20 protein-coding genes are annotated in these 23674 nt (G+C 63.6%); 8 read left to right on the forward strand and 12 right to left on the reverse strand.

The window, feature by feature from the left end; all coding sequences use genetic code 11:
* Positions 1–38 precede the first annotated feature (38 nt).
* The 3 genes from JWR51_RS15595 to JWR51_RS15605 are packed head-to-tail and all read left to right on the forward strand — an operon-like array spanning position 39 to position 2837.
* A complete protein-coding gene (locus JWR51_RS15595) occupies positions 39–1205 on the forward strand; it encodes an MFS transporter (protein ID WP_299749315.1) in 1167 nt (388 codons plus the stop codon).
* Complete coding sequence (locus JWR51_RS15600) at positions 1202–2383, forward strand: MFS transporter (protein WP_299749319.1); 1182 nt, start codon at positions 1202–1204, stop codon at positions 2381–2383. The genes JWR51_RS15595 and JWR51_RS15600 overlap by 4 nt, the downstream gene beginning before the upstream one ends.
* On the forward strand, positions 2376–2837 hold the full coding sequence (locus tag JWR51_RS15605) for an MmcB family DNA repair protein (RefSeq protein ID WP_299749322.1): 462 nt from the start codon (positions 2376–2378) through the stop codon (positions 2835–2837). Before JWR51_RS15600 ends, JWR51_RS15605 begins: the two co-directional genes overlap by 8 nt.
* Before the next feature lie 189 nt (positions 2838–3026).
* Here JWR51_RS15605 and JWR51_RS15610 read toward each other — a convergent pair whose 3' ends face one another.
* On the reverse strand, positions 3027–4679 hold the full coding sequence (locus JWR51_RS15610) for an MBL fold metallo-hydrolase (protein WP_299749325.1): 1653 nt from the start codon (positions 4677–4679) through the stop codon (positions 3027–3029).
* 158 nt (positions 4680–4837) lie between these two features.
* Here JWR51_RS15610 and JWR51_RS15615 point away from each other — a divergent pair, with 158 nt between their 5' ends.
* Positions 4838–5185 (forward strand): DUF1428 domain-containing protein, encoded by a 348-nt coding sequence (locus JWR51_RS15615; protein ID WP_299749328.1) that lies wholly within the window; start codon positions 4838–4840, stop codon positions 5183–5185.
* Here JWR51_RS15615 and JWR51_RS15620 read toward each other — a convergent pair.
* Entirely contained in the window at positions 5182–5733 is a 552-nt protein-coding gene (locus tag JWR51_RS15620) for an ActR/PrrA/RegA family redox response regulator transcription factor (RefSeq protein ID WP_299728353.1), read from the reverse strand. The two genes, JWR51_RS15615 and JWR51_RS15620, sit on opposite strands and share 4 nt — an antisense overlap.
* 319 nt (positions 5734–6052) lie before the next feature.
* A complete protein-coding gene (locus JWR51_RS15625) occupies positions 6053–7363 on the reverse strand; it encodes an ActS/PrrB/RegB family redox-sensitive histidine kinase (protein WP_299749396.1) in 1311 nt (436 codons plus the stop codon).
* A gap of 169 nt (positions 7364–7532) precedes the next feature.
* Between JWR51_RS15625 and JWR51_RS15630 the strand changes: the two genes are divergently transcribed.
* Both JWR51_RS15630 and JWR51_RS15635 read left to right on the forward strand, forming a co-directional pair.
* Positions 7533–8018 (forward strand): DUF2852 domain-containing protein, encoded by a 486-nt coding sequence (locus JWR51_RS15630; protein WP_299749331.1) that lies wholly within the window; start codon positions 7533–7535, stop codon positions 8016–8018.
* 290 nt (positions 8019–8308) lie between these two features.
* On the forward strand, positions 8309–9046 hold the full coding sequence (locus JWR51_RS15635; RefSeq protein ID WP_299749333.1) for a SprT family zinc-dependent metalloprotease: 738 nt from the start codon (positions 8309–8311) through the stop codon (positions 9044–9046).
* Between the two features lie 6 nt (positions 9047–9052).
* Here the strand turns inward: JWR51_RS15635 and JWR51_RS15640 are convergent, their stop codons facing one another.
* From JWR51_RS15640 to dnaN, 6 genes are all read right to left on the reverse strand, one after another.
* Complete coding sequence (locus JWR51_RS15640; RefSeq protein WP_299749336.1) at positions 9053–9508, reverse strand: GNAT family N-acetyltransferase; 456 nt, start codon at positions 9506–9508, stop codon at positions 9053–9055.
* 8 nt (positions 9509–9516) lie between these two features.
* Positions 9517–12240, reverse strand: coding sequence for a PBP1A family penicillin-binding protein (locus tag JWR51_RS15645; protein WP_299749339.1), 2724 nt, complete (start codon positions 12238–12240; stop codon positions 9517–9519).
* A gap of 265 nt (positions 12241–12505) precedes the next feature.
* A complete protein-coding gene (gene gyrB, locus JWR51_RS15650) occupies positions 12506–14932 on the reverse strand; it encodes a DNA topoisomerase (ATP-hydrolyzing) subunit B (RefSeq protein ID WP_299749342.1) in 2427 nt (808 codons plus the stop codon).
* Between the two features lie 101 nt (positions 14933–15033).
* A complete protein-coding gene (gene recF, locus JWR51_RS15655) occupies positions 15034–16161 on the reverse strand; it encodes a DNA replication/repair protein RecF (protein WP_299749346.1) in 1128 nt (375 codons plus the stop codon).
* Between the two features lie 85 nt (positions 16162–16246).
* Positions 16247–16477, reverse strand: coding sequence for a hypothetical protein (locus JWR51_RS15660; protein ID WP_299749348.1), 231 nt, complete (start codon positions 16475–16477; stop codon positions 16247–16249).
* 7 nt (positions 16478–16484) lie between these two features.
* Positions 16485–17606 (reverse strand): DNA polymerase III subunit beta, encoded by a 1122-nt coding sequence (dnaN, locus tag JWR51_RS15665; RefSeq protein ID WP_299728329.1) that lies wholly within the window; start codon positions 17604–17606, stop codon positions 16485–16487.
* A gap of 215 nt (positions 17607–17821) precedes the next feature.
* Here dnaN and JWR51_RS15670 point away from each other — a divergent pair, with 215 nt between their 5' ends.
* A complete protein-coding gene (locus JWR51_RS15670) occupies positions 17822–18664 on the forward strand; it encodes an SDR family NAD(P)-dependent oxidoreductase (RefSeq protein WP_299749351.1) in 843 nt (280 codons plus the stop codon).
* Positions 18665–18826: 162 nt separating this feature from the next.
* On the opposite strand, the gene dnaA is transcribed toward JWR51_RS15670, so the two are convergent.
* The 3 genes from dnaA to mutM all read right to left on the reverse strand — a co-directional run bounded on the left by dnaA (position 18827) and on the right by mutM (position 22657).
* Positions 18827–20275 (reverse strand): chromosomal replication initiator protein DnaA, encoded by a 1449-nt coding sequence (gene dnaA / locus JWR51_RS15675; RefSeq protein ID WP_299749354.1) that lies wholly within the window; start codon positions 20273–20275, stop codon positions 18827–18829.
* Between the two features lie 906 nt (positions 20276–21181).
* Positions 21182–21448 (reverse strand): 30S ribosomal protein S20, encoded by a 267-nt coding sequence (rpsT, locus tag JWR51_RS15680; protein ID WP_299728868.1) that lies wholly within the window; start codon positions 21446–21448, stop codon positions 21182–21184.
* A gap of 321 nt (positions 21449–21769) precedes the next feature.
* Positions 21770–22657 (reverse strand): bifunctional DNA-formamidopyrimidine glycosylase/DNA-(apurinic or apyrimidinic site) lyase, encoded by an 888-nt coding sequence (gene mutM, locus JWR51_RS15685; protein WP_299749357.1) that lies wholly within the window; start codon positions 22655–22657, stop codon positions 21770–21772.
* A 95-nt stretch (positions 22658–22752) separates the two neighbouring features.
* Between mutM and ubiE the strand changes: the two genes are divergently transcribed.
* Complete coding sequence (gene ubiE / locus JWR51_RS15690; protein ID WP_299749360.1) at positions 22753–23517, forward strand: bifunctional demethylmenaquinone methyltransferase/2-methoxy-6-polyprenyl-1,4-benzoquinol methylase UbiE; 765 nt, start codon at positions 22753–22755, stop codon at positions 23515–23517.
* The last annotated feature ends 157 nt before the right edge of the window (positions 23518–23674 follow it).

Consider the following 23674-nt stretch of genomic DNA (forward strand, 5'->3'; position numbering starts at 1 on the left):
GTCGCCTCCAATTCCGGTTCGCGAGTTATTTTTCAGTCATGAAATTCGGCATCGACATGCCCCCGCAATTGCGGGTCTATGCGGCTTTTTTCGTCTATTCATTTTGCATGGGCAGCATTTTCCCGCGCCTGCCGGATATTCAGCGCGCCATGGGCGTGGCCGAGGGTGCACTTGGGCTGGCGCTGATCGGCGCTGCCGTCGGCACACTGATTTCTTTGACATTTGCGGGCGGGTTGATTGAAAAAGTCGGCCATCGCCGCGCGCTGCTGACCGCGCTGCCGCTGCTCGCGGTGTTTTACGCGCTGGCGGTGTGGGCGCCCTCGCCGCTGACTTTGTTCCTCCTGCTGCTGCCGGTCGGGCTGACCATCGGGGTGATCGAGGTCATCGTCAATCTGGAAGCCGACCGCGTCGAGCACGCCATCGGCCGGCGCATCATGAACCGGGCGCATGGCTTCTGGAGCATCGGCTTTTTCAGCGCCGGCCTAATCGGCTCGCTGATCGCCCAGACCGGCCTGTCGCCGCAATTGCACCTGCTGATCATGGTGCCGGTGATCTTTGTCGGCACCGCCGTGATCATGGGCCGCTTCGAGGCGGCCGGGCATCGCACCGGCGGCAGCACCGATGAGGGCCCGCGTTTCGCCCGGCCCACACTAGCCATATTGGTGCTGGTTTGCGTGACCATGGCGGCGGTGATGATGGAGGGTGCCGGCATCGACTGGTCGGCGATCTATATGCGCGACGTGTTCCAGTCCGAGCCGTTCCTCGCCGGCTTCGCGGTGGCTTTGGGCGCAGGCGCGCAGGCACTGATGCGGTTCCTGGCCGACGGGTTCGTCGAGCGCTCCAATCCTGTCACCGTGGCGCGCATATTGCTGGGCGTGCTCGGCGCCGGGGCGCTGCTGGTATTTTTCGCAAATGCGCCGTGGATGGCACTGGTCGGCTTTGCGCTGATGGGCTGCGGCACCAGCGCGATCTTCCCGCTGGCCATGTCGGCGGCGGCGCAGCGCACCGATCGCCCGGCGGCGGTCAATGTGGCGGCCCTGGCGCAAATCTCCTTCGTGGGCTTCCTGCTCGGACCGCCGCTGCTGGGCTTTGTGGCCGAGCATGCAGGCATCCGCTGGGCCTTCGGCATTGGCCTGCCCCTGGTGGTGGTGAGTCTGTTCGCGGCCGGCGCCCTGTCTCCCAAGTTCAAGGCGAAACTGGCATGAAAATCGCGCCGCACTACCGCATCTTCGCCTGCTTCTTCCTGTTCGCCTTCGCGCTGGGCGCTCTGCTGTCGCGCATGCCCGACCTGCAGGAACAATTGCAGGTCAGCAAGAGCGAACTGGGCCTGACACTGATCGGCATGGCCATCGGCTCGCTGATTTCGCTGACCTTTTCGGCGCCACTGATCGACCGGCTGGGTGCGCGCACGACGGCGCTGGTAACGGTGCTGGGGACCGCGGCGTGCTATGCGCTGATCCCGTGGCTGAGCTGGGCGCCGGGCGTGTTCATCCTGCTGTTCGTCGCCGGCCTCTTGGCGGGGGCTCTTGAGATCAACCTCAACGTGCAGACCGACCGGCTGGAGGCGCAGTTCGGCAAAAGCTACATGAACCGGGCCCACGGGATGTGGAGCCTCGGGTTTTTCGTGACCGCGCTCCTGGGTGCATTCGTGCGCGGCGCCGGGATTTCCATCGAAATCCATCTGCTGATCGCGGTGGGCTTGGTGTTCGTCGTCGGACTGTGGATGATGGTGGGCATGACCAATGCACCGGCACGAGCGAGCGCCCATCAGGGCGATACGCCGCGCATCGCCTTTCCCAATTGGGGACTGCTGCCGCTCTGCATGATCGGCATCGCGGCCTTCCTCGTCGAGGGCGCGGGCATCGACTGGTCGGGCATTTACATGCGCGACGTGTTCGCCGTCGATCCGTTCACCGGCGGGCTGGGGCTGACGCTGTTTTCGGGTTTCATGGCCGCCATGCGGCTGTTCGCCGATCCAGTGGTCGATCGGTTTGGCCCTCGCACCGTCGCGATCACGCTGATGGGGCTGGCGATTGCAGGCGCTGTGGCGGTGGCCTTCGCGCCGATCTATTGGGTGGCGTTGGCGGGCTTTGCGATGATGGGCGCCGGCTGCAGCGCGGTCTATCCGCTGGCCGTGTCGGCGGCGGCGCAACGCACCGATAGGCCATCGGCAGTCAATGTAGCGGCGCTTGGCCAGGTGACGTTCATCGTCTTTTTTCTCGGGCCCCCGCTGCTGGGTTTCGTCGCCGAATATCTGGGCATCCGCTCGTCGTACCTGGTGATCCTGCCGGTCCTGATCCTGGGGCTGATCGCCTGCCGGGCGCTGGCGCAAAAGGGGCGCACAGTAACGGCGGGGCTGGAACCCGCATCGAGCCATGGCTGAGCTGCCGCCGATCGTTGACCTGCGCCAATCGGCCACCGCGCTGCGCGTGCAGCGCGGGGTGATGCGGATGCTGCGCGAAGTCTACGACATGGCCTGCTATGCCGAGGTGCCGCTGCGCAATGGCCGGCGCGCCGACGTTTTGGGCGTGGGGCCGAAGGGCGAAATCTGGATCGTCGAAATCAAATCCAGCCTGATCGATTTTCAGGTGGATCGGAAATGGCCGGAATATCGCGAATTTTCCGATAAGTTCTTCTTCGCCAAGCCGCCCGAGCTGGATGCCGCGATTTTTCCCGAAAGCGAGGGGCTGATCGTGGCGGACGGGCATGACGGGGCGATTTTACGCAATAGCCCCGATACCCCCCTGAACCCGGCGCGGCGCAAGGCGCTGATGTTGAAACTGGCACGGATGGGGGCGGATCGGATTCATTTGCTGATGGATCCGAGGCCGAAGTAGGGGGGACGAGAGGCGTATCGAAGACGATAGCCCCGCCTACCGTTCCTTCCCGCGGATTTGATCCGCGGGCCTCCAAAGCACATGCCATCCTGATAGCGGCCCCCGGATCAAGTCCGGGGGAAGGCGCGGTTGTGGGTGGGAGAACATGTGCCACCGCAGGCGTGTTCAATCCCCTCGGGGTGAGGGCGTCTATTCGTCGACGGACTGGCTTTCGCGTGGCGCGGTGAGCGTCGAAACCGGTGGCGTCGTATCGCCACCCAGTTCGGACAACTTCGCCTGCAATTCCTTCATCACCCGCAACTTGTCGACATCGCTGGCGGTGTTCAGCCGCTGGCTGAGACGGATGGTGAAATCGGCGAACTGGTTGTGCCAATCGGTGGCCATCTGCGCCGGATCGATGCGCGGCGTCGCAGGATGAATGACCGCCGCAATGCCGTTGGCGCGCAGTTCGAAAAAGTCATCGAGCTGGGGTAACACTACCTGGTCGCCGGCGAGACCGCTGGTCACCAAAGCGGCGCGCAGGGCGGTGCGCTCCTCGTCCTCGCCATGAGTGAGGAAGATGGCGCCATGAGCAGGTAGGCGCTCCTTGATCCAGGCCATCAGCTCGGAATGATCGGCATGGGCAGAGTAGTTGCCCATGGAGCGAATGCGGGCGCGCACCGGCACCAGCGTACCGTGGATGCGGACTTCCTTGGCGCCGGACTGGATGACCTGGCCCAGCGTGCCGGGGGCCTGGTAACCGACGAACAGCACCGTGGCATTGCCACGCGGCAGGTTGTTGCGCAGGTGATGCTGGATGCGGCCGGCGTCGGCCATGCCCGACGCACTCATGATGATGGCGCCGCCACGGATGGTGTTGATCGCCTTGCTGTCCTCGACCGCCTCGATGATGCGGAAGCGCGGGTCGTTGAACAGTTCGTCGGCGCTGAGTTCGACGTCGTCGAACATCTTTGCGTATTTGCGGTAGACGCTGGTGACCTTGCTGGCCAGCGGGCTATCGAGGAATACCAGCTGGGGCGAGATTTCGCCGGTCTTGATCAGGTAGCCGATGTCATGCAGCAATTCCTGGCTGCGCTCGACCGCGAAGGCGGGGATGACCAGGTTGCCACCACGGCGCAGGGCCTCGTTGATCTCGGTCTTGAGGCTCTCACGGCGCTGGACGAGGGTGTAATCGTCGCGTTCGCGGCCCCCATAGGTGGATTCAGACAGAATGTAGTCGAAGCCGGCGGGGCCTTCGGGCTCCTTGTAAAACACCTTTTCGTCGGGGCCGATATCGCCGGAGAACAGGATGGTGACCGGCTTGCCGTCGGTATCCATGACTTCGACTTCGACCGAGGCCGAGCCGATAATGTGGCCGGCATTCCAGTAGCGGGCGCGCACGCCGGGGCCGGGGGTGATCCATTGCGCATACCCCGTCGTCTCGCGATGCTGCAGCGCCTCGTTGGCATCCTCCAGCGTGTAGAGCGGCTTGGCGGGTTCCTCGCCGCGCCGGGCATGTTTCTTGGTTTCGCGCTCGGCCTCGCTTTCCTGGATGCTGGCGCTATCGGGCAGCAGATATTCGAGCAGGCCTGCGGTCGGCTCGGTCATCCACATCGGGCCTCTAAAGCCCTCGCGATAGAGTTTTGGCAGCAGCCCCGCATGGTCGATATGGGCGTGGGTGAGCAGCAGGAAATCGATCGCCGTGGGATCGAACGGGGTCGGCTTGAGGTTCAGGTCGCGCACCGAGCGATTGCCCTGGAACAGGCCGCAGTCGATGAGGAACTGCCCGCCGGGATGCACCACGCGATAGCAGGAGCCGGTGACGGTGCCCGCCGCGCCGTGGAAGTGCAGGGTGACGCTCATTGCAGGCTCCCGGGTTGATCGGCTGTTGGTAGACTAACGCTTTGACAATACGGCGAAAGGGGGACCGCCTCGTTTTCGCGCAAATAACCGGCAGGGCGATGTCGCAACCGGGACATCTCGTTCGTCATTGAGACAATGTCACCGCAGAGGAGAGCGAAATGACTTACGTGGATGGATTTGTCGCCGCCGTGCCCAAAGCCAACAAGCAGGCCTATATCGACCATGCCCGTGAAGCTGCGGAGCTGTTCAAGGAGTGGGGCGCCACGCGGATCGTCGAGACCTGGGGCGATGATGTGCCGGCGGGCAAGCAGACGGACTTCATGCGCGCCGTGGCGGCCAAGGACGATGAAGCGATCGTGTTTTCCTGGATCGAATATCCGGACAAGGCGACGCGCGACGCCGTCGGGAAGAAAATGATGACCGATGCGCGCATGCAGGCCATGAAGATGCCGTTCGACGGCGCCCGCATGATCTATGGCGGCTTCGACGCTCTATTCGTGGCTTAGCGAGGGGCGCGTTTAGCGAGGATACGCTGCAGCGTCCGCCGGTGCATGTTCAGCCGGCGGGCGGTTTCCGACACGTTGCGGTCGCACAACTCATAGACGCGCTGGATGTGTTCCCAGCGGACGCGATCGGCCGACATCGGATTTTCCGGCGGCTCAGGCTTGTCCTCGCCGGTGGCGAGCAGGGCATTGATGACGTCGTCCGCGTCGGCGGGCTTGGAAAGATAATCGACCGCGCCCAGCTTCACCGCAGTGACGGCGGTGGCGATATTGCCATAGCCGGTCAGCACCACCGCGCGGGCATCGGCGCGCTTGGTGTGCAGCGCCTGCACCACTTCGAGGCCATTGCCGTCTTCCAGGCGCAAGTCGACGACCGCATAGGCGGGTGGGCGCTCGGCGACGGCAGCAAGGCCGGCGGCGACGGTGGCGGCGATGCGCACCTCAAAGCCACGGCGCTGCATAGCGCGCTCCAGCCGTTGCAGGAATGCGGCGTCATCGTCCACCAACAGGAGGGACGGGTCGGTGGCCAGAAGCTCTTCAATCGTGCTCATGGACTTCACATAAGCGTTTGTGGCGGAAACGTCAAAATGCAGATGAACCATGGTGAACCTCCGGGGCTGTGACAGCCGATATCACAGCATTTAGGTCTGGTTTCGGACCCGGTGTCACAAGGGGCAGGATGTCGCAGAGTGGGGCAGACAGTCGGCCTGTGTTTCCGACATGCTCTATGTCCCCCGATACACCGGGTCATCCCCGCGAAGGCGGGGACCTCCGTTGCCAGGCACCCCAAAAAACAGAGGTCCCCGCCTTCGCGGGGATGACCAGGTGGGGATTGGCCGTTCGGGGCAATTCGCCGATCTTGAACGGCAACTACCGCATGCCCGGCTCGATCGCCGAGCGGGGCCACACAATCCGGACCTGGGCATGCCCCGCGGGATCGATGTTCTGGAAGGCTAGGCGCCCCCCGGTGCGTTCGAGCAGGGTTTTGGCGATGAAAATGCCAAGGCCGAGCCCGCCGGGGAGATGCGCGTCACGGGCCTGCGGGTCGCGGGGGCGGCTAGTGAGGTAGGGCTCGCCCAGCCGCGCGATCAGTTCGGGGGCGAAGCCGGGACCATCGTCGGTGATGGTGACACTGATGGCAGAGCGGTCCCAGCTGGATTCGATGCGCACTGTCTGGCGGGCGAAATCGGTGGCGTTTTCGATCAGATTGCCCAGCCCATAGAGCAGGCCAACGCTGCGGTGGAAGACCGGAGGCGGGCCGGCGGCTTTTTCGGAGGCAAAGGCGATGACCTTGCCGCGCCCTTCATGGGGGCGGGCGACTTCGGCGAGCAGGTCGGTCAGCGGCACTTCGGCGAAGGGATCAGCATCGTCGGAGCCCAGATTGCGCAACTTGGCCAAGATGGCGCGGCAGCGGGCGGCTTGCTCGATGATCAGCTCGACATCGTCGGCCAGGTCGCTGCCGGCAGGCGCTTCGCCGCGCATTTCCTTGGCGGCCAGCGCGATGGTGGAGAGCGGCGTGCCCAGCTCATGCGCGGCGGCGGCGGCGAGGCCGTCCAGGGCACTCAACTGTTCGCGGCGCGACAGGGCAAGTTCGGTGGCCGCGAGGGCATCGCCGATCTGGCGGGCTTCGTGGGCGACGCGCATCGTATAGGCGGCGATGAAGACCACGCCGCAGATCAGCGACACCCAGATGCCGATGACATAGATGCGATTGAACACCAGGGCTTCGCTGGGGTCCCAGGGCAGTGGCAGGTGGAACACCGAAAGGACCGTGGCGATCAGCGCCGCGAGCACGCCCAGCACCACCGTAGCCTGCTGCGGCAGCGTGGTGGCCGAGACCGACACCGGGGCCAGCAGCAGAATGGCGAACGGGTTTTGCAGGCCCCCGGTCAGCGCCAGCAGGCACCCGAGTTGCAGCAGGTCATAGGCGATCTGGCCAGCGGCAAAAACCGAGGTGGGCCGGTAGGCCGAGCCGAAACGCCCCACCAGCACGAGATTGACCCCCACCGACAGGCCGATCAGCGCCAGGCACGCCGGCAGCGGCACCGGAAAGCCCAGCCCGAAGGCCACGAACAGCACGCCAATGGTTTGTCCCCCAATGGCCAGCCAGCGCAGCAGCACCAGGGTTTCCAGGCGCAGCGGACGCCACGTGGAAGGCAGCGGCAGACCGTCGGCTTGCATTAGAGTCACGATTTATTCCTCATTCGAAGGCTTGCCGGGTCAGTTTTGGCGCGGCGCATAGGAAAGCCAGCAATCGATTTCAAGACCAAAAAAACCCGGGCACATGCTTGATCCTACCCAGTACGGGGCCACTTTTGGAGAATTCGTGACTGGGAAAGAGATCAACGAAATGAACACAGCGCTTATCAAACCTCAATGGTCGCCGATCACCATCGCCTTGATGGTCATGGGCTTCATCTTCTTCTGGCCGGTTGGCTTCGTCGTGCTCGCCTACATCCTGTGGGGTGAAAAGTTCGGCGGCTCGGTTGACAAGGCCCAGGCCTATTTCAACAAGGGGCGCGACTGGTGCGCGCCCAACCGTAGCCGTCATGCCGGCTTCGGGCGTCACCACTATGCGCAGTCGTCCAGCGGCAATGCCGCCTTCGACGACTACCGCGCCGAACAGCTGCGCCGCCTTGAAGAAGAACGCGCCCGCCTCGATGCGGAAATCGAAGCCTTCCACGAGTACATGGCCAACCTCAACAAGGCCAAGGACCGCGAAGAATTCGATCGCTTCATGAACGAACGCCGCGGCGGCCGCCAGGGCTATACCGAGCCCAAGGACGACAATAACGGCGACAACAACAATGGCTGGGGCAGCGGCGGCAACGCCTGAGCTTTAGTCTCCGAAGTCTCCTCCTGAGGCAGTCGTTTTCCAACGATTGATAACTGGGCGTCCCGCGAGGGGCGCCTTTTTTTATGGGGTACGATGGCACGTCCTCGTGGTTCGAGGCTCGCAAGGGCTCGCACCTCACCATGAGGACTACTGGTAGAACGGCAATTTCCCAGCAGCCCTCATAGTGAGGTGGGAGCGCAGCGATCCTCGAACCACGAGGGCGTGGCGCGATCCATCCCCGTCATCTTACAATGCTCCCATGATTCTCACCGGCTCCGGCCGAAGGTCCCGTGCCCGCAGTGTTTTTCAAAGCCAAACCAAAAATACCCACCAGCACCCAATTGGCCATCGACGGGCGCATGGTGAGCGTGGCGGTGCGCACGCATGCGCGGGCGCGCAGCTATCGGCTGTCGCTGCCCAGCAGCGGGCCGGTGCTGACGCTGCCGCCGCATGGCAAATGGGTCGAGGCGGAAGCGTTCCTGCTGCGGCACAGCAACTGGCTGGCGGCGCGGCTGAAGCGGGCGCCCGAGGCGGTTGAGTTGGGCGATGGCGGCACGGTGCCGCTGCGCGGGGTCGTGCATCGCATCATCGGCACCGGCAAGGTGCGCGGCCGCGTGGAACTGAGCGAAGTGGATGGCGTGCCTGTGCTGCTGGTGCCCGGCGATCCGGCGCACCAGGCGCGGCGGTTGATCGATTGGCTCAAGGCCGAGGCCGCGATCGATCTCGCCGCGCGCACGGCGGTCCATGCCGAGCGGCTCGGCGTGACGGTGCGTTCGATCAAGCTGCGCAGCCAATCGAGCCGCTGGGGTTCGTGCTCGTCGACGGGCAACCTGAATTACAACTGGCGGTTGATCATCGCGCCGCCGCGTGTGCTGGATTATGTGGCGGCCCATGAGGTGGCCCATCTGGTGGAGATGAACCATTCCGACCAGTTCTGGGCCACGGTGAAGCGGACACTGCCCGATATGGAACGCGGGCGTGCCTGGCTCAAGGCGCATGGGCGCGAATTGATGCTGTATGGGGCCTGAGAGTGGTCAGGCGATGGCCACAGGCCGCTGCATGAAGACGATTTTGTAGCCGTTCGCCTCCTCAGTCCCAACTTCGGCAAAACCCAGACGCGCATAGATGGCGCGGTTCCGGGTCATCAATTGGTTGGTGTAGAGGGTGAGCAGCGGCAGGCCGCCATCGCGCGCCTTGGCTTCGGCGAAAGCCAGCAATTGCCGCAGCAGGCCGCGGCCCTGAGCGTCCAGATGAACGGCAATATTGAAAATGTGCAGCGCAGCCGGCTGTTCCTGCGTCAGCGCAATCACCGCCAGCAGCGCGTCATCGTCCTTGCAGACGAAGTTTTCGCCGCGCGCCGTCCGGGCCGCGTGATCGTCCAGCATCGGGCGCGGCTTGCCGCCGATAATGGGCACGTAATGCTGATAGGCGGCATCGATCAGATCGGCGATAGCCGGCACATCTTCCGCCTGGGCCAGTCTGATCGACACCGCCACCGCTAGTTCTGCTGATCGCCGAAGATCAGGTCCATCAGCGTGCGTTGCGAGCCCGGGCTTTGCTGGGGCGTCGGCTGCTGGGCGTTGGGGTCGAAACCCTGCTGCTGTTGCTGACCCACGGTTCCGGGCGGCACCAGGATTTGCTGGCCATTGGCATCAACGCGGACGTCATAGGTTTGACCCGTATTCGGATCGACATATTGTGTCGGCTGCTGGGCCGCGTTGGGATCGACCTGGTAGCCCTGGATAACCTGGCCATTGGCATCATAAATTTGCGTATCGGGCTGGCCCGGTACCGGCTGGCCGGCGCTGGGAATAACCTGCTGGATCGGCATGCCGGTATTGGGATCGATCTGCTGGACCGGCATGCCGGTCGCCGGATCGATCTGCTGCTGTTGCTGGACCGGAAGACCCGTGGCCGGATCGATCTGTGCCTGCGGTTGGACCAACTGGCCGGTATTCGGGTCGATTTGCGCCTGCACCGGCTGACCCGTCGCCGGGTCGATCTGGGCATAGGGCAGGCCGGTGGCAGGATCGATCTGCTGCTGCAATTGCGCGCCGGGCTGGACGGGTTGCCCCGTGGCCGGATCGACATATTGCACCATGGGCTGGCCGGTGGCGGGGTCGATCATCGGCTGGCCGGTATTGGGATCCATGACCTGCTGGGGCACGCCCTGGCTAGGATCGGGCTGATAGGTGCCATTGGGGATCGGCCGAACCTCGAGGCCCTCATGGGCCTTGGTCATGAACTGGCTCCAGATCGCCACCGGCACGTTGCCGCCCGACAAAGTGGTCTTGGTAGCATCGTCGTTGCCGAGCCAGACGCCGGTGACCATGTGAGAGGTATAGCCGACGAACAGGGCGTCCTTGGCTTCCTGGCTGGTGCCGGTCTTGCCGCCAAAGGTCCAGCCATTCAGGTTGGCGCCCTTGCCGGTGCCCACCTCGACGGCGGTTTCCAGCATATCGTTCATTTCGGCCAGCACATGGGGCGCGATAACCTGGCCGGGGCCGGCCTTGCTCGCCTCATACAGCACCTTGCCATCGACGGTCTTGATCGAGGTGATCACATTGGGGATGACGCCCATGCCGCCATTGCCGAAGGGGGCGTAGGCGCTGGTGAGTTCGAGCAGATTCACTTCCTGGGTGCCCAGCGCGATCGAGGGGACCGGGGTCAGCGGGGAGGAAATGCCCATGCGGGTCGCGGTATCGATCACCACCTGGGGGGTGACGTCGATGGCCAGCCGCGCGGTGACGGTGTTGAGCGAATAGGCGAGGCCCTGGCGCAGCGTCACCGTGCCGGCATATTTGCCCGAGGCATTGCGGGGGCTCCAGCCGTTGTAATCGAACTTGGCGTCCTCGGCCAAGGTGTCGGGCGTATAGCCCTTTTCCATGGCGGCGAGGTAGACGAAGGGCTTGAAAGTGGAGCCGGGCTGGCGCTTGGCGGTGACGGCGCGGTTATACTGGCTGGCCTGGTAATCGACACCACCCACCATGGCGCGCACGGTGCCGTCCACGTCCATGGCGACTAGCGCACCCTGCGTAAAGTGACGCTTTGGTCCCTCCGATGCTACCATTTCGCGCACGATAACCTCGGCATCCTTCTGCAGGCGCCAATCGAGCGTGGTGGAGACGATCACGTCGGTATCGACGTCCCCGATATAGGACTGCATCAGGCTCTCGACCCAATCGGCCACATAGGATTCCGAACCCGCGACCTTGGTGCGCACGGTCTGGGACGGATCGATCTGGGCGGCAGAGGCTTCCTCGGAGGTGATGTAGCCCTCGTTGGCCATCGACTGCAGCACCAGCTTCTGGCGGGCGGCGGTAGCGGCGGGATCACCCTTGGGATTGAGCCGCGACGGCGCCTGCAGCGAGCCGGCCAGCATGGCGGCTTCGCCAAGGGTCAGATTGCGGGCGGATTTGCCGAAATAGGTTTGGGCGGCGGCATCGATGCCGGTAGCGCCATGGCCGAAGAAGACGCGGTTGAGATAAAGCTCGAGAATCTCGTCCTTGGAATAGTTCTGTTCCAGCCAAACGGCCAGAATGGCTTCCTGCACCTTGCGGCCCAGCGTCTGGTCGGGGGTGAGAAACAGGTTCTTGGCAAGCTGCTGGGTGATGGTGGAGGCGCCGCGGGTGACCCCGCCGGCCTTGACGCTTTCCAGCGCCACCGAAGCGAGGCCGATGACGTCGACGCCGAAATGTTCGTAGAAACGCCGATCTTCGATGGAGATGAACGCCGCCGGCACATAGGCTGGCAGCTCACGCAGGGTCGTGGCTTCGCCGCCGGTCTGGCCGCGATTGGAGATCAGTTGGCCATCGGCGGCCAAAATACGGATATTGGGGGCGCGATCGGGCACCGCCCAGGTGTTGGAGGACGGCAATTGCATGCCATAATAGACCACGACGCCGATGCCCGCGAGACCAACCCAGATGCCCAGGATAAAGCCCCAATAGAGCAGGCCCATGAGCAAGCCGCCGGTGCGCGAGCGGCGCTTCCTGGGGGCCTTGCCGCGCAGCGGCTTGGCGGTGCCGCGCTTGGGGGCTTTTTTGTTGGATGGCGGTGGCGTCCCCGCGCCGCCCGAGCGTTCGTCATCGACGAAGACCCCGACCGACTGGCCCATGGAGGGTTCGACCCGATCGCGACCGCTTTTGGCTTGTGGCGCGGGCTTGCCGCCCCGCTTGGCCTGAGCGCCGACCCGGTCATCGGGGGAAATGCGAAAATCCATCAATTGAACCCTGAAAGCGGCCTTTGTGCGCCTTGTACTCTGTTCCGCTGAGTCAGGAAACCGAGCTTATCGCATCGTGAAGGCACAATATCGACCGTTTCGCAGAGCGCTCACAGGCAGCATCGGCGCGGTCCCGATCGCTTGTCCGGGCAAAATGTGGCCGGTTTATGGGGGTCTGGGCGGGTTTCCCGGCCGCTGTTGCGGGCGGGGCACAGCGCTGCCAACAAGGGTCATCCCGGACTGGCCGGGATGACACCGACAGGGGCTAGACGTCCAGATTGCTGACGCTGAGCGCGTTGTCCTGGATGAAGTCGCGGCGGGGTTCGACGAGGTCGCCCATCAGGGCGGTGAAGATGGAGTCGGCTTCGTCGGTTTCGCGGATTTCCACCTTGAGCAGGGTGCGCGCATTGGGGTCGAGCGTGGTTTCCCAGAGCTGGGAGGGGTTCATTTCGCCCAGGCCCTTGTAGCGCTGCAAGGAAACGCCCTTGCGGCCCGCATCGGTGACTGCCTTGAACAGAGAGGCGGGCCCGAAAATCTGGGTGATGTCGCCCTTACGGTTGAGCGTGGGGACGCCGCCATAGAGTTCGTCGAGACGCTCGGCGAGCTGGCGCAGCTTGCGGGCATCGGCCGATTGCAGCAGGGCCTGGTCGATCTGGTGGGTTTCGCTGACACCGCGAACGGTGCGCGAGAAGCTGAGGCCCTCCTCGTCGGTGACCAGACCCGTCCAGCCGCGTTCGAGCTCGTCGGAGATACGGTCGAGGCGGTTGGCGACGCGGTCCATCGTGACGTTGATGCGCGCCGGATCGCTGAGGCCTTCGGGATCGAGCCCGCCGACGATCGCGGCCTGTTCGACGAGGCTGCGATTGTAGCGGGTATTGAGATTGCCGATGGCGTGAACGATGTCGCGCGCCTGCTGCAGGATGCTGAGCAGGTCCTGCCCGGCATGGGCGACGCCATCGCGGGTGGTGAACACGGCCTCATCGAGCCCGGTGGTCAGCAGGTAATCTTCCAGCGCGCGCTCGTCCTTGAGGTACTGCTCGGACTGGCCACGCTTGACCTTATAGAGCGGTGGCTGGGCGATATAGATATGGCCGCGTTTGATCAGCTCGATGGTCTGGCGATAAAAGAACGTCAGCAGCAGCGTGCGAATATGGGCGCCGTCCACGTCGGCGTCGGTCATGATGATGATCTTGTGGTAGCGCAGCTTGTCGGCGTTGAATTCCTCGCTGCCAATGCCGGTGCCGAGCGCGGTGATCAGCGTGCCGACCTGGTCGGAGCCGATCATGCGGTCGAAGCGGGCGCGCTCGACATTGAGGATTTTGCCGCGCAGCGGCAGCACCGCCTGGGTGGCGCGGTCGCGGCCCTGCTTGGCGGAACCGCCAGCCGAGTCGCCCTCGACGATGAAGATTTCGCTCTTGGCCGGATCGCGTTCCTGGCAATCGGCGAGCTTGCCGGGGAGCGAGGAGATTTCGAGTGCCCCCTTACGTCGGGTGAGTTCGCGCGCCTTGCGGGCGGCTTCGCGGGCGGCCGCAGCTTCGGCCACCTTGGTGGCGATAATCTTGGCTTCCTGGGGATGCTCCTCGAACCACTGGCCGAGCTTTTCGTTGACGACGTTTTCAACGACCGGCCGCACTTCGGAGGAGACCAGTTTGTCCTTGGTCTGGCTCGAGAATTTCGGGTCAGGGACCTTTACAGACAGAACGCATGTAAGGCCTTCACGGGTGTCATCGCCGTTGAGGGTGACCTTTTCCTTTTTTGAAATGCCCGACGTATCCGCATAGCCGTTGACCTGGCGCGTCAGCGCCCCGCGCAGGCCCGCAAGGTGGGTGCCGCCATCGCGCTGGGGGATGTTGTTGGTGAAGCAGAGCACGTTCTCGTGGTATGAATCATTCCACTGCAGCGCGACTTCGACGGTGATGCCGTCCTTCTCGTGCATGATCAGGATGGGCTTCTCGATGATCGGGCTTTTCGACTTGTCGAGATATTGCACGAAGGCTTCGAGGCCGCCCTCATAGTACAGGTCGATATCGACCGGGTCGGCCGCGCGGCGATCATGCAGCAGGATATGGACGCCCGAATTGAGGAAGGCGAGTTCGCGCAGGCGATGCTCCAGCGTCTTGAAATCGAACTCCACCATGGTGAAGGTTTCGAGCGACGGCAGGAAGGTCACAGACGTGCCGGTCCGGCCCTCATAGGTGCCGGTTACCCCTAACGGCGCGTCGGCGTCGCCATGGGTGAAGCTGATCTCGTGGATCTTGCCTTCGCGGCGAATGCTGAGCTTGAGCCACTGCGACAAGGCATTGACCACCGAGACGCCAACGCCATGCAGGCCGCCCGAGACCTTGTAGGAATTCTGGTCAAATTTTCCGCCAGCGTGGAGCTGGGTCATGATGACCTCGGCCGCCGAAATGCCTTCGCCGGTATGAATGCCGGTCGGCATGCCGCGACCATTGTCGATGACGGTGACCGATCCATCGGCATTGAGCGTCACCTGCACCAGATCGGCATGGCCGGCGAGCGCCTCGTCGATGGCGTTATCGACCACCTCGTAAACCATGTGATGCAGGCCCGAACCGTCGTCGGTATCGCCGATATACATGCCGGGTCGCTTGCGCACCGCATCGAGCCCCTTGAGCACTTTAATGCTGTCGGCGTCGTAGTCGGAGGGCAAGGATTTTTCGGTATCGGTCATGGGCTTCGAATCGCTTCGTTTACGGTGGGTCTAGTTCTATCGGAACAGGGGCCAAGCCCCAAGCAAATTGGCCTTTTGGGCCGGTTTGGCGGGGGATAGACTCAGGGGCGCGCGGTGTCCGGATAGAGCCGGCCATCGCGCACCGTGATGGGCTGCGCGCGAGGGCCGAGGGCCTCGAATAGCAGCGGGTCGGTGCCGGTCAAAAAGCATTGCGTGCCGAGCCGGTCGAGGGCCGCAAACAGCGCCCGGCGGCGGTCGGGATCGAGATGGGCGGCAATCTCGTCGAGCAGCAGGAATGGCGTGATCGCAGTTCGTAATTTGACAAGGCGCGCCTGGGCCAGGATGAGCCCGATCAGGAGCGCCTTTTGCTCCCCGGTGGAGCCCAGGGCCGCCGGCATGCCCTTTTGGGCATAGGTGACCTCCAAATCAACCCGGTGAGGTCCAAATATGGTGCGTCCGGCGGCCCGATCAAGGCCGCGGGAGCCGGCCCAAAGGGTAGCCAACTCGGCTTCGAGCGCCGAGGAAGAAACCGGTTCGTGACGGTCCTCGAACAGCGGCGTCAGCGCCAGATGGGCAGCGGGGAAACTGCCATCCTCGAGGCTTTCGGCGATCAGCGACTGCAACTGTCCCAGGCTATCGGTGCGGGCATGATGGATTGCAGCGGCGAGCTCGGCCATCTGGGCCTCGATGGCCGACAGCCAACGGGCCTCGCCATTGTCATCGAGCAGCCTGTTGCGCTGGCGCATGGCCTTTTCGAAGTCGCTGACGGCGGCGGAATGGCCGGGGATGAGCGTGGTCACCAGCCGGTCCAAAAAGCGGCGGCGGTCGCTGGCAGGGCCGGAGAACAGGCCATCCATGGCGGGGGTAAGCCAGAGTACGCGCAGGTAGTCGCTCATCGCCTCGACGGAGCGCGCATTGGCGCCATTGATGCGCACGCGGCGGCCAGAATCGTCGGGGCCCGCGCCGGTGCCGATATCGGCGGGGCCGTCATCGGTTTCCACGGTGGCGGCCACCGCCCATCCGGCATCGGAGCCTTGGGCCTGCACGGTGTCGAAGCTGGCGCGGCGGAGGCCGCGGCCGGGGGAAAGCAGGGAAATGGCTTCGAGCAGGTTGGTTTTGCCGGCGCCATTGGGGCCGGTGAGGACGACATGGCGCTCGTCGAGGTCCAATGCCGCCGAGGCGTAGTTGCGGAAGTTGGTGAGGCGGAGGCGGGAGAGGTGGCGGGTCATGCCGGTCGATCCACCATTTTGCCAAATCTAAAGCGCGTCAGCCTGGGCATGGTCAGTGCTATTTCGATTGCCAGATCCGTGTCGCCTATCGTTGAGAGCGCGCGGCGATCATCGTGCGGATCGCCACGAAGCCGATCGAAAAACTCAGCGCCGCCAGCGCCCCGCCGATCCAGCGCACAATTGCCGCAAGGCCTGGCGACAGAAAGGCGCCATAGCCCAGCACCATCAAAGCCACGCCAACGCCAAAAGCCGGCAGGCTGATGAGCGCCAATCTGGCCGCGCGGGCGCCAGGGGTCTCGGCCGGTGGACGTGCCACGAGGCCCTCAAACGCGCATCGGCATCAGCACATAGAGCGCCTTGGCCTCGCCCTCTTCGCGCACCAGCGTGGGCGAGCCGGCATCGTTGAACATGAAGACCGCGCTGTCGGAGCGAATCTGGCCGACGATGTCGAGCAGGTAGCGGGCATTGAAGCCGATTTCAAAACCGTCGGTTTCAAACTCGACGGCCAGTTCCTCGGACGCCGTGCCGTGATCCGGATTGGTCACCGACAGTTCCAGCAGGCCGTCCTTGGCAGAGAGCTTGACCGCCTTGCCGCCGCGCTCGGAGGCGATGGTGGACACGCGATCGACGGCCGTGGCGAACGCCGCGCGGTCCACATTCATCTGCTTGTCGTTGTTCTTGGGAGTGACGCGGTCGTAATCGGGGAAGGTGCCTTCGATCAACTTGGACAGCAGCACGACCGGGCCGACCTTGAAGCGGATCTTGGTATCGCTGACTTCCACCGCCACGTCGCCATCGGCCCCGTCGAGCAGCTTTTGCACTTCGCCGACGGTCTTTTTCGGCACGATGATGCCGGGCATGCCGGCCGAGCCCGCCGGGGCGTCGATTTCGGCGCGGGCCATGCGGTGACCGTCGGTGGCGACGGCGCGCAACACGGTGCCCTGGTTGGAAATATCGACGGTGTGGAAATAGATGCCGTTGAGGTAGTAGCGGGTTTCCTCATTGGAAATGGCGAACTGGGTGCGCTCGATCAATTCGCGCAACGCCGAGGCCGGCATGGAAAATTCGTGGCCGAAATTGCCCGACTTGAGATCCGGAAAACTGTCGGGCGACAGGCATTGCAGGTTGAAGCGCGAGCGGCCCGAGGTCAGCGTCATCTGCTCGGCGCCATCGGTTTCGAGCCGCACTTCGGCGCCATCGCTGAGCTTGCGCACGATTTCGTAGAGCGTGTGGGCCGGCACGGTGGTGGTGCCCGAGGTGCCCACCATGGCAGGCACGGATTCGGTGACTTCGATATCCAGATCGGTGGCGCGCAGTTCGACGGTGTCGTCACTCGCCTTGAACAGCACGTTGGCGAGGATCGGATAGGTATTGCGCCGCTCGACGACCCGATGCACATGGCTCAGCGACTTGAGCAGATGATTGCGTTCGAGCGTGACCTTCATAACCCTAAATCCTTGCACACGAGACTGCCCGAAACGGACAGGAAACACCCGGCGAGCCGGGGGCAGACCTTTACAATTTGTTACTGGAAACGCAAGGGCGGGAGCGGTTTTGCCGACAGGCATTTGACAGCAGGGCGCAAGGACCAGCCACCAGCACTGCATTGCGCTGCGGTTTTGGCTAGAGTGCACCAAACAGCCAAGAACCGGAGAATACCATGTCAGAAAGTTTTGCAGCGGGCCGCGTCGCCGTCATCACTGGGGGCGCCAGCGGGATCGGCCGCGCCGCAGGCCGGCGGGCGGCGCAAGCGGGCATGAAAATCGTGCTGGTGGATGTCAACGCAGCCAAGCTGGCGGCAACGGCGACGGAACTGGGCGGGGTCGTGGGGACTGGCAACGTTCGCGCCGAGGTAGTCGACGTGGCCGATCCGGCAGCCATGGTGGCGTTGGCGCAAAGTGTCGAGGCGGGTTGGGGCGCGCCGACCCTTTTGATGAACAATGCGGCGTTTTTCGTGGCCGGCGGCGCGGGCGGGATACTCGATCCGATCGAGAATTGGGAGCGAACCTTCGCCATCAACGTGCTGGGGCCGGTCAATGGGGTGCAGGCGTTTTTGCCGGGCATGCTTAGGGCCGAGCGGCCGGGTGTGATCGTCAACACTGGCTCCAAGCAGGGGCTGACCAATCCGCCCGGCAATCCGGCTTACAATACCAGCAAGGCGGCGGTGAATGCCTATACGCAGAACTTGGCGCGGGACTTGCGGGAACGCGAGGGCAGCCAGGTTTCGGCGCATCTGCTGATCCCGGGTTGGACCACGACGGGCGAGGCCGAACATCGGCCGGGCGCGTGGCTGCCAGAGCAGGTGGTGGGCTATATGGAAGCGGCGATCGCGCGGGACGAGTTTTTCATCCTCTGCCCGGACGAGGAAACGCCGAACAGCGTCGATCACAAGCGGATTTTCTGGAATGCCATGGACATCATCGACAAGCGCCCGGCGCTGTCGCGCTGGCATCCGGCGTGGAAGGAAAGGTTTGCGGAGTTTATGAAGCGGGATTTGAAGTAGGCGGGAAGGCCCCCTCATCCGCCCTTCGGGCGCCTTCTCCCACGAGGGGAGAAGGGTGGCTCGGTGGGTTGGCGTAACGCGGGGCCAACCCCTCTCCCCTCGTGGGAGAGGGACAGCTTGTGACGCGTTCAGCGGAGCAAGCAGGGTGAGCGGTTGGAACCCCTATTCTTCCAGCATGCGCTTGAGCAGCTCGATTTCCTGCGCCAGCTCGATATCATCCTTGATCATCTGCTCGACCTTGCGGACCGAATGCAGGACGGTGGTGTGATCGCGTCCACCAAAGCGGCGACCGATTTCGGGCAGGGAGCGCGAGGTCAGCGCCTTGGCGAGAAACATGGCGATCTGGCGGGGGCGGACGACGTCGCGCGAGCGGCGGGCCGAGAGCAGTTCGTTGCGCGGCACCTTGTAGTGGCGCGAGACGATCTTGAGGATGTCCTCGATGCGGACGCGGCGCGCCTCGTGGCTGCGGATCAGGTCGCCCAGGGTCTTTTCGGCCAGCGGCACGGTGATCAGCTCGCCGGTCAATTGGTTGGCGGCGACGAGGCGGTTGACGGCGCCATCGAGATCGCGGCCATGACTGACCACGACGCGGGAGACATAATCGATCACCGGAACCGGGAAGTGCATGCCGAAACGGGCGGTGGCCTGATCGGCACGGCGCTGCACGATGGCGCGGCGCAGGTCGATATCGAAGGTGGAAATCGGCACGACCAGCCCGCCCGAGAGACGCGAGCGAACGCGCTCATCGAGCATTTCGAGATCGCGCGGTGGGGCGTCGCCGGCCACCACGACCTGCTTGGCGCCGGTGAGCAGCGTCCCCAGCGTGTGGCCGAATTCGGTGGCGGACTTGCCCTGCAGGAACTGCATATCGTCGATCAGCAGCAGGTCGACCCGGCGCAGCCATTCCTTGAAGCCGAGTGCCGACTGGCGCTGCACGGCGGTGATGAAATGGTACATGAAGTGGTCGGCAGTCAGGTAGACGATGTTCTTGGACGGGTCCGCCTGCTGCACGGAATGCGCGATAGCATTGAGCAGATGGCTTTTGCCCAGGCCGACAGTCGAGTGAATATAGACCGGGTTGAAGGTCACGGTGTTGTTGGCGGCGGCGGCGGCGATCTGCTTGGCGACGCCGAGAGCCATTTCATTGGGGCCGCCGGGTACGAAGGTCTCGAAGGTCATGCGCTGGTCGATGGCGCTGCCTGAGAGGGCATCGCCTTTTTGCGCGGTGTTGTCGCGGATCAGGCGCGGCATGGCGGGCGCCTGGGGCGCGGCAGCGGTTGTGGGCGTGTCGGCCTGCGGAGCCTCGGCGGGTTGCGGGGTCAGGCGCGGGCGGGCCTGGCCATTGACGCGCAGGGTGATCTGCAGGTGGGCAATGGCGTCGGAATCCTGGCGGAAGGCTTCCAGAATCCGGTCGGCATAATTGGACTGCACCCAGGAGCAGAGGAAGCGCGTGGGGGCGGACAGATGGGCGAGATCGTCGACGATCTCTTCGAGGTCCAGCCGGGCGAACCAGGAGGTGAACACATCCTCGCCGACCGAAGCCTTGAGCCGGGCGCGCACGCGGTTCCAGAGGTCACGCTGGGCTTCGCTCAGATCATCGGAACTGGTCATCGCAGATGCATCGCCTTTAGTTGCCGGTGTGGTGGAGAGGGGAGCGGATCGGTTCCAATCCTCGCCTCCAGCGCTGGTCTGTAGTCGCATCGTGCTGTGCCTCGTTAATGCTCTGTCGGCGGTCCGCAAAACCGCATGACACTGTCAATTGATCACCGGCTGCCTTCTGGCCGCCTGCCCATAGCTTCGCCCGTCCCCAAAGACAGGGTTGCTGAATTCCATCGGCGGTTTTGGCCACCGTTCGCTGTATTGCATTATCACTTGAACCTGGCCTGACCTGGCCAGCGGTTACTTGATACGCGACCGACCAGGCTTGGCCTGACGGCACAATAATGCCGTCATTCCAATTGCCATCGGCACAATTGGCGAGGCATTGCTGCCCAGCCGACCCTATTCAAAAAACCCCAAACAACGACCCTGTCTGCTCTGGCAAAACGTGCCTTGAGGCCGTCTTTTCTCAAGCTGACCAGATCACTTTAGAGGCTCGGTTTTGGGGCTGCAACTGGTGAATCTTTGAAATGGGGGGTTGACTCTGAGGTCTGTCAAAATCCATCCGGCCTCAGTCCAAAACCCACAAAACCAAGGCTCTGTGACTCAACACAGATTTCCCACAGCGGCTGTCATATGGGGTTAAGAAATTTATTTTTCGTTACCGCCAATTTCTCCCACCGCGCCCGCCAGCCGCATTGTACACCTGCTACAAACTGGCCCTTAAGTAATTGGTTGATAATGACAAATGCCTCGCACCTCAGGGTTTACCCGGAGTGGGGATTGGTGTCACCGTCATGTCACATGACAACAGCCAACGAAAAACCTTGCCCGGACGAGGGCAAATAAAAAGGGCTCCTTGCGGAGCCCTTTGTCCGGTAGCAGACCAGAGGTCTGCACCCCTGGCACAGCAGCCAATCAGGCGCTGAGAGCCTTGACGCGGTGGTTCAGGCGGCTGACCTTGCGGGCGGCCAGATTGGCATGAACGATGCCCTTGGTGGCAGCACGGTTGATCTCGGGAGCGGCAACCGCCAGAGCTTCCATGGCCAGCTTGTGGTCACCGGCAACGATGGCCTCTTCAACCTTGCGGATGAAGGTGCGAACGCGCGAGCGGCGCGACTTGTTGACCGCGGTGCGGGCTTCGATCTTGCGGGTAGCCTTTTTGGCTGAAGGCGTATTGGCCATAACGGTCCTCTTGGCGTCCAACCGGCCGAATGAACCCTTTGGGGTCGCAGGCGTCCGGGATGAAATGAAATCGGCGGCACATCGACTGCCGCCAAGTTGGGCGGTCTATAGGGGAAAGGGGTGGAGAGGTCAACTGGATTCAGGGGCGTTGGCACTGAAGGGCCGCAATCACCAAACCACTCCTCCCCTTCGACGGGGGAGGCGGGGGGGTGTTCGGAGGCACGATATCACAGCGGGCTACCGGGCTCCCATCCCCCACCCTTGATCCCTCCCCGCGTAGGGGGAGGGAGACGACTGCGCGGCCGGTGCGACAGGAGAATGCTAAGGCTTCTTCTGGCAGACCGGACAATAGAAGGTCGAGCGGCCCGATTGGACGATGCGCGCGACGGTGCCGGTGCAGAGTGGCGTCGGGCAAGGTTCGCCCTCGCGGTCGTAAACAGCAAAGCGGTGTTGGAAATAGCCGGAACCGCCATCGGCATTGCGGAAATCGCGGAGGGTCGAGCCGCCCGCTTCGATGGCTTCGATGAGCACCTGGCGGACGGCGGAGACGAGGTCTTCGATCGCTGGCTTCGCCTTGCCCTTGGCAGTGAGCATGGTGCCCGCATGAATGGTGGGCAGGATATGGGCGCGGTGCAGGGCTTCGGCGACATAGATATTGCCCAGGCCGGCAACGACGCGCTGGTCGAGTAGCGCCGCCTTGATCGGGTTCTTCTTGCCCTTCAAGGCCGCCGTCAGCTCCTCTCCATTAAACCCATTGGACAGGGGTTCGGGGCCAAGGCCCCGAAGATAAGGGCTGTCTTCAATGTCATCGTACAGGTCGATGAACCCGAACCGCCGCGGATCGGCATAGATCAGGTGCGACGGCCCATGTTTGGGGTGCGAGAGTTCCCAGACCATGTGGTCATGCTTGGGCACCGGCTGCGTTTCGTAATAGCGCGGCGGCTTGTCGATGCCGTGCTCAGCAAAGCGCCAGGAGCCGGTCATGCCCAAATGGCTGAGCACGGTCTTGCCATTGGAGAGTTCGATCAGCAGATATTTGGCGCGGCGGCCGACCGAGATGATGGTCTGGCCCTCCAGCGCTGCCGCCAGCCCCTGCGGAAACGGAAAGCGCAGGTTGGCGCGGTGCAGGGTGACCTTTTCGATGGTGGCGCCGGTGAGCCAGGGCTCGAGGCCGCGGCGGACGGTTTCGACTTCGGGCAATTCCGGCATGATAAAGTCCCCAGGAGGCTGTGCGGCTTTGCGCCATGGCAAACCGCATAACGCTTCGCTATGGTGCGGCCAAATCAAAACGGCGAGGCGCGGCCATGGCACAGAGCAGTCAAACCACCCATTTCGGCGAGCGGACAGTGGCGCTAGAGGACAAGCAGGGCCTTGTCAACGCGGTGTTCCATGGCGTGGCCGACCGCTATGACCTGATGAACGACCTGATGAGCGGTGGCATCCACCGGGTGTGGAAAGACGCCATGGTGGCGGACCTGGCGCCGCCCAAATCGGGCTCGCGGCCTTATCGGGTGTTGGACATGGCCGGCGGCACCGGCGATATCGCCGAGCGCATCATCAATGCCTCGGTGGGTTATGCCGAAGTCGTCGTCAGCGACATCAATTCGGACATGCTGCGGGTGGGCGCCGAGCGGGCCAAGGGCTGGCGCTATCCCGCACAGGCCAGCTTTGTCGAAGCCAATGCCGAAGAGCTGCCGTTCGAAGACAATAGTTTTGACGCCTACACGATCGCCTTCGGCATTCGCAATGTGCCGCGCATCCAGCAGGCGCTGGGCGAAGCGCACCGCGTGCTCAAGCGGGGCGGGCGGATCATGGTGCTCGAATTCAGCCAGGTCGACGTGCCCGGGCTGGACAGTTTTTACAAGGCGTTCTCGGACCGGGTGATCCCGCCCATGGGCAAGCTCGTCACCGGCGACGCCCAGCCGTACCAATATCTGGTGGAATCGATCCGCAAGTTCCCGACGCCCGAGGCGTTTACCGGCATGCTGACGACGGCCGGGTTTAGGCGCGCCAAGCACACTGCATTCAGCGGCAATATCGCGGCGCTGTTTTCCGGCTGGAAGATTTGATGATGGAATTTCGCGACGGCCTCTTCACCTCTCCCTTTGGGGGAGAGGTCGACCCTCTTGGGTCGGGTGAGGGGGCCTTTTCTCGGCTCGGTGTCTGGGGAAAGCCCCCTCACCCGTCGCTGCGCGCCGACCTCTCCCCCAAAGGGAGAGGTGGATG

The sequence above is a fragment of the Devosia sp. genome (assembly GCF_028290625.1).
In the GTDB taxonomy this organism is placed as follows: Bacteria; Pseudomonadota; Alphaproteobacteria; order Rhizobiales; family Devosiaceae; genus Devosia.

Coding starts and splice junctions, on each gene's coding strand:
- JWR51_RS15595 (WP_299749315.1), top strand. CDS start 39: ATGAAATTCGGCATCGACATGCCCCCGCAATTGCGGGTCTATGCGGCT.
- JWR51_RS15600 (WP_299749319.1), top strand. CDS start 1,202: ATGAAAATCGCGCCGCACTACCGCATCTTCGCCTGCTTCTTCCTGTTC.
- JWR51_RS15605 (WP_299749322.1), top strand. CDS start 2,376: ATGGCTGAGCTGCCGCCGATCGTTGACCTGCGCCAATCGGCCACCGCG.
- JWR51_RS15610 (WP_299749325.1), bottom strand. CDS start 4,679: ATGAGCGTCACCCTGCACTTCCACGGCGCGGCGGGCACCGTCACCGGC.
- JWR51_RS15615 (WP_299749328.1), top strand. CDS start 4,838: ATGACTTACGTGGATGGATTTGTCGCCGCCGTGCCCAAAGCCAACAAG.
- JWR51_RS15620 (WP_299728353.1), bottom strand. CDS start 5,733: ATGAGCACGATTGAAGAGCTTCTGGCCACCGACCCGTCCCTCCTGTTG.
- JWR51_RS15625 (WP_299749396.1), bottom strand. CDS start 7,363: ATGCAAGCCGACGGTCTGCCGCTGCCTTCCACGTGGCGTCCGCTGCGC.
- JWR51_RS15630 (WP_299749331.1), top strand. CDS start 7,533: ATGAACACAGCGCTTATCAAACCTCAATGGTCGCCGATCACCATCGCC.
- JWR51_RS15645 (WP_299749339.1), bottom strand. CDS start 12,240: ATGGATTTTCGCATTTCCCCCGATGACCGGGTCGGCGCTCAGGCCAAG.
- gyrB (WP_299749342.1), bottom strand. CDS start 14,932: ATGACCGATACCGAAAAATCCTTGCCCTCCGACTACGACGCCGACAGC.
- recF (WP_299749346.1), bottom strand. CDS start 16,161: ATGACCCGCCACCTCTCCCGCCTCCGCCTCACCAACTTCCGCAACTAC.
- dnaN (WP_299728329.1), bottom strand. CDS start 17,606: ATGAAGGTCACGCTCGAACGCAATCATCTGCTCAAGTCGCTGAGCCAT.
- JWR51_RS15670 (WP_299749351.1), top strand. CDS start 17,822: ATGTCAGAAAGTTTTGCAGCGGGCCGCGTCGCCGTCATCACTGGGGGC.
- dnaA (WP_299749354.1), bottom strand. CDS start 20,275: ATGACCAGTTCCGATGATCTGAGCGAAGCCCAGCGTGACCTCTGGAAC.
- rpsT (WP_299728868.1), bottom strand. CDS start 21,448: ATGGCCAATACGCCTTCAGCCAAAAAGGCTACCCGCAAGATCGAAGCC.
- mutM (WP_299749357.1), bottom strand. CDS start 22,657: ATGCCGGAATTGCCCGAAGTCGAAACCGTCCGCCGCGGCCTCGAGCCC.
- ubiE (WP_299749360.1), top strand. CDS start 22,753: ATGGCACAGAGCAGTCAAACCACCCATTTCGGCGAGCGGACAGTGGCG.